This is a genomic window from Chitiniphilus shinanonensis DSM 23277 (genome assembly GCF_000374805.1).
Classification (GTDB): domain Bacteria; phylum Pseudomonadota; class Gammaproteobacteria; order Burkholderiales; family Chitinibacteraceae; genus Chitiniphilus; species Chitiniphilus shinanonensis.
This window is the reverse complement of record NZ_KB895371.1, coordinates 1-3,018: the sequence shown is the minus strand read 5'-3', so window position 1 is coordinate 3,018 and position 3,018 is coordinate 1. Positions and strand designations below refer to the sequence as shown.

4 protein-coding genes are annotated in these 3,018 nt (G+C 49.9%); all 4 read right to left on the bottom strand.

The genetic code is table 11. The features are described from left to right. Positions 1-107 precede the first annotated feature (107 nt). Positions 108-542: a tetratricopeptide repeat protein gene (locus C556_RS22545; protein ID WP_083930677.1), complete on the bottom strand. Its 435-nt coding sequence runs from the start codon at positions 540-542 to the stop codon at positions 108-110. A 26-nt stretch (positions 543-568) separates the two neighbouring features. Further along, positions 569-1,219 carry an RHS repeat domain-containing protein gene (locus C556_RS22540; RefSeq protein WP_502550509.1) on the bottom strand — a complete coding sequence of 217 codons (651 nt, stop codon included), beginning with the start codon at positions 1,217-1,219 and terminating at the stop codon, positions 569-571. A gap of 82 nt (positions 1,220-1,301) precedes the next feature. Beyond that, positions 1,302-1,730, bottom strand: a complete 429-nt coding sequence (locus C556_RS23355) for a hypothetical protein (protein WP_157236279.1) — start codon at positions 1,728-1,730, stop codon at positions 1,302-1,304. Between the two features lie 4 nt (positions 1,731-1,734). After that, the coding region (locus tag C556_RS21195) for an RHS repeat domain-containing protein (protein WP_169338643.1) at positions 1,735-3,018 on the bottom strand (1,284 nt) is incomplete at its 5' end.

Below are 3,018 nucleotides of genomic sequence, written 5' to 3'. Positions count from 1 at the left end.
GGTCTTGCCGACGATCTGGCCGACGCTGTTGCGGGTGTATTGCTCCTGGAACAGCACGCTGTCGCCGTGTTGGGCGGTAAAGCGCTCGATCTGGCGATGGCGGCAAATCACCACCAAATCGATCGCCGTCTTTGAAAAGGAGCCGCGAAAACAGAACGTGAGTTGTATTCACGCCTCCTTTCATAACTTAATTGTCGCATATATTTCAGCTTATCAAGCTCGTCTTCCGCATCTTCAAGCCCTAGATCCCTTGCACGGGTGAACCATTTCTTTGCCAAAAAAAACTGCCCCTGGTCTCTGTACAAAATTCCCAAATTCAGTGCAGAGCAAAAGTCTCCCAAACGAGCCGACTTTCTATACCAATAAATGGCCTTTTCTTTATTGACGTAAGTGCCGACACCTTCGTCATAGTAATACCCTAAAATTTGTTGGCAATAAACATCCCCTCTATATGCCCCAGCCTTTACCATCAAAAATGACTTCCTAAGAAACCCTGCATCAAAATATTTATCCCCTAGAGAAAAGTAATCCTTTCCTTCCATTATTCCCTCCCTCTAAGCCATCAGAATCAAAGCAAGCATGGATTCCGCTTTTCCCGCCAATCCTTCCACATTTCCCTCATAAGCTCATCTTCTCCTTCATTCAGCCCTTCCGAAATCATCCACCACGGGAACAACCACTCGAAAATACTCGGATCAACGAAGCCATTTTGGTCATCAAATCCTGGTGGTTTACGCTTTCTGCCCGTTCTCCCATTTACATCTTTATAAATTACAAAATTGGGATCTTTTGGATCAGTTTTATAATGCTTCCAAGGATTATTAGTGCCATCTGGCGTTCTCGTTCTATTTCGCTCCCCTTTCGCGCGTCCTCCAAACTTCCCAAAGCCCGTAAAGTCAACAAAATTTGCAGGGTCACCACACACATAAAGATAGATATTCGCGTCCCCACCCCCAGACCCAATCGGATTCTTAGCCGTCCACCTCCCCACCTGCGGGTCATAATCCCGCGCCCCAAACCGCACCAGCCCGGTGTCTTTGTCGTAAATCCCACCCGCAAATCCGAACGGCTGGAATCCTGGATTGGTATCAGACAGCACGTTGCCCCAGGCGTCGTAGTCGATTTCCTGTTTCACTTCGCCGGTCTGGCTGTTGACCACCAGCCGCACCGAGCCCAATTGGTCGGTGATAATGCGGTAGGTTTCCCCGGCCTTGACCAGCAGGGCGATGGCGGCGTCGATTTTTAATTCACCTATCTATTGCGGCGCGTTGGCTTTTTCGTCGCCAATTAACCTGACTCAATCATTTACTATAGTTAACCCAAAAAACCTTAACCCCTTTAAGGGGAGTGTCGGTATATAAAAACGCTTTCTTATACTTTACACCGACAGGCACACGACCATCCGGCCCCACCAAAATAAGACCTACACTATTTTTTCCAATAGAAATGCCACCGGAATAATTCAATAAAACCCCCTTCCCATCCTCGGGGAAAAGTTCAATTTTAATCACCTTATTCTTAAACCTACCCTCCGTCTTTTCGTAGACATCAATCATGCCATCCTTAAGGGAAACATATTCAGAAACATCAATTTTGAAATGAGCCCCACTTGTAATTGCCTCCAATGGAGCCTCAAGGGGAATTTCCGTAACACCAGCGCCAAATTCATTCAAATCCGGCGCGAGCAAAACCGACCGCCCAAACAATAGCATTAATATTAGTTTTTTCATGAAATCAATCCAAATCTTGGCGTTTGTAGTTCTTTTCTGCTTGATCGAGAACATCGTCAACATAAGACTGACAATTCCTCGCTCCAAGCAACCAACCCAACGTCCCAGGAAATGCTCCTACGTTATAAGTTGGCGTACCAATTTTTTCAATTGCTTGCAGAACAGCTTTATCAAAGTCCGGATCATCGGAAATCTTCTTGCAGCTATTATTATTCTTTCTTTCTGAACCTCGTAGCACAGTGCCATCACTCCAAATCATGTTTCCTTCAGTCGTCATCCCATAAGTCTGACCGGCGACAATCAGGTAATCATGCCTCAATGGATTCCAAGCCGGAGTCAAATCTCCATTAGCAGGGTTTCCCAACTCTCTAGCGCACCGCAGCGTAGACAAACCACTAGGATCAATTTTATTGACGGGATCATTTTTCACATACCCATAAACATTCGAATCCCCCCCGTTAAATCCAATCGGATCCTTAGCCGTCCACCTTCCCACCTGCGGGTCATAATCCCGCGCCCCAAACCGCACCAACCCCGTGTCCCGATCGTAAATCCCACCCGCAAACCCGAACGGCTGGAATCCCGGATTGGTGTCGGCGAGCACATTGCCCCAAGCGTCGTAGTCGATTTCCTGTTTCACTTCGCCGGTCTGGCTATTGACCACCAGTCGCACCGAACCCAGTTGGTCGGTGATGATCCGGTAGGTTTCCCCGCCCTTGACCAGGTATTCCGGTACGTTAGCTTTGCCAGCGTAAATGAAGCGACTGACCACTTCGCCGTTGCCGTTCAGTTCGGCGGCGGGCTTCAGCTGGTCCTGGTAGATAAAGCCTTGGACCAGCACGCCGTTGACCTTTTTGCCGATGCGGCGATTCTGGCCGTCGATCACGTAATCCAGCTGGCCGCCGTTCGCCAGCGTTACCTGCCGCAGGTTGCCGAAGACGTCGTACTGGTATTGGCTGATGGCGCCGCCGACATTGATTTGCTGGAGTTCGCCATTGGCGCTGTATTGGTATTGACGATTGCCATAGGCGATCAGCCGGTCCTGCGCGTCGTAGCTGGCAGCGATGCCGTTGGCCTGGGTGCGATTGCCGTTGGCGTCATATTGGTATTGACCGATCACGCTGCCGTTCTGCGTCACTTCGATCAGCCGGCCGGCCAGGTCGTAGCGATAACCGTAGGTTTTGCTCGGGCCGTTGCCGCTGACGGTCTTGCCGACGATCTGGCCGACGCTGTTGCGGGTGTATTGCTCCTGGAACAGCACGCTGTCGCCGTGTTGGGCGGTAAAGCG